1 protein-coding gene is annotated in these 2,296 nt (G+C 74.2%); it reads right to left on the reverse strand.

The features are described from left to right. A partial coding sequence (locus tag ACWC0C_RS48250; RefSeq protein WP_450871536.1) for an SDR family NAD(P)-dependent oxidoreductase occupies window positions 1-2,280 on the reverse strand: 2,280 nt, incomplete at its 3' end. Between the last annotated feature and the right edge of the window lie 16 nt (window positions 2,281-2,296).

Consider the following 2,296-nt stretch of genomic DNA (forward strand, 5'->3'; position numbering starts at 1 on the left):
CTCCCGGGGCGCGGCGCCGCCGGCGGCGCCGGCCGGGGCGGCGGTGCCGGCGCGGCGTACCTCGGGCAACTCGGACAGCAGGGCGCTCGGGCGGCCGAGGGTGAACGGTCCGATGAACCGCTCCCAGTCGATGTCGGCCACGACGACCGCGGTGTCGTCGCAGTCCAGGGCGCGCTGGACCGCGGTCACGGCGAGCGCGGCGGGCAGGGTGACGACGCCTCGGCGGCGCAGGTGCTCCTCGTCGGCGTCGGTGACCATGCCGCCGTCGGCCCAGGGGCCCCAGGCGATCGCGGTGGCGGTCAGGCCCCGGGCCCTGCGCCGGGCGGCGAGCCCGTCGAGGAAGGCGTTGCCGGCCGCGTAGGCGGTCTGCAGTCCGCTGCCCCACACACCGGCGATCGAGGAGAAGAGGACGAAGGCGTCCAGCTCGCGGTCGCCGAGCAGTTCGTCCAGGTGCGCGGCGCCGCGGGCCTTCGCCGCCACCGTGCGGGCGAAGTCGGTCGGCGTCAACTCGTCGAAGGGGGCGAACTGTTCCACCCCCGCGGCGTGGAAGACGGAGGTGAAGGTGTGCTCGGCGAGCAGCGCCGCCACCGCGTCCCGGTCGGCGACGTCGCACACCGCGAGGGTGACGCGCGCTCCCAGCTCCTCCAGTTCGGCCTTGAGCGCGGTCGCGCCGGGCGCGCCTGCGCCGCGGCGGCTGCTCAGCACCAGGTGTTCGGCACCGGCACCGGCGAGCCACCGGGCGACGTGCCCGCCCAGTGCACCCGTGCCACCGGTGATCAGGACGGTGCCGCGCGGCGACCACGGCCGGCCGGCGCCGCTTCGGGCGTGGGCGAGCCGGGCGGTGAACACGCCGGAGGCGCGGACGGCGACCTGGTCCTCCGCCATGTCGGTGTTCTGGCGCAGGACGGCGGCGATACGGCCGGCGGCGCGTTCGTCGACGGCCGTGGGCAGGTCGATCAGGCCGCCCCAGCGAACGGGGTGTTCCAGGGCCAGGGCGCGGCCGAGGCCCCACACCTGGTTCTGCACCGCGCTGAGCGGTGCGTCGTCAAAGCGGCCGGTGGCGGCCGCGCCGTGGGTGGCGCACCACAGCGGCGCGTCGACGCCCGCGTCGCCCAGCGCCTGGGCCAGGGCCACGGTCCGCACGAAGCCCTGGGAGAGCGCGGGGTGCTCGGGCGAGGCGGTCTCGTCGGTCGCGAGCAGCGACAGGACGCCGTCGAGCGATCCGGCTTCGGCTGCGGCCCGGGTCAGCTCGCCGGCCAGGGACGCGCGGTCGGCGTCGGCGCCGACCGTGAGCGGGATCAGGTGCGCGCCGCGTCCGGTGAGGGCCGCGCGGACCGTCCCGGACCACTCGTCGCCTTCGGGCGCGGCGAACAACCATGTGCTGCCGGAGAGGTCGCCGGCGGACAGGCCGTCCAACGGCGGCCAGGCCATCTGGTAGCGCCAGCCGTCCACGACGGACCGCTCGCGCCGCTGCCGCCGCCAGGCGGACAGCTTCGGGACCACGACGTCCAGTTCTTCGGGGCTCAGCCCCAGCGTGGCGGCGAGGGACTGGGCGTCCTCACGCTCGACGCTCGCCCAGAACTCGGCGTCGATCGCGTCCGCTACGGCCGTCTCGGCCTCGGGAGCCTCCAGCCAGTAGCGCTGCTGCTGGAAGGCGTAGGTGGGCAGGTCGACGCGGTGGGCGCCCGGGAAGAAGGCGTACCAGTCCACTTCGGCGCCGCTGACGTGCAGTTGGGCGTACGCGGTGGTGAGCGCCTGGGGCTCGGGACGGTCGGCTCGGAGTACGGGGATGGTGAGGATGTCGTCCACACAGCCCTGCGCCATGCCGCTGAGGACACCGCCCGGGCCGATCTCCACGAACGTGGTCACACCCAGCTCGTGCAGGGTCCGGACGCCGTCGGCGAAACGCACCGCCTCACGGACGTGCCGCACCCAGTACTCCGGCGTGTACGACTCCGCCAGCCGGCCGGTCAGGTTCGAAACGACCGGAATCCGCGGCTCATTGAAGACCAGACCGCGAACGACCTCCCCGAACTCCTCCAGCATCGGATCCATCAACGGCGAATGGAACGCATGGCTGACCTTCAACCGGGACGTCTTACGCCCCTGACCGGCAAGTACCTCGGAAATCGCCATGACGGCGTCCTCCGCACCGGAAATGACCACGGACCGCGGACCGTTGACCGCCGCGATCCCGACCTCGTCGGTCAAGTGCGGCAGCACCTCGTCCTCGGTCGCCTGGACCGCGACCATCGCGCCGCCCGCGGGTAAGGCCTGCATCAGCGCGGCACGCGCG

This window comes from Streptomyces sp. NPDC001709, from assembly GCF_053596375.1.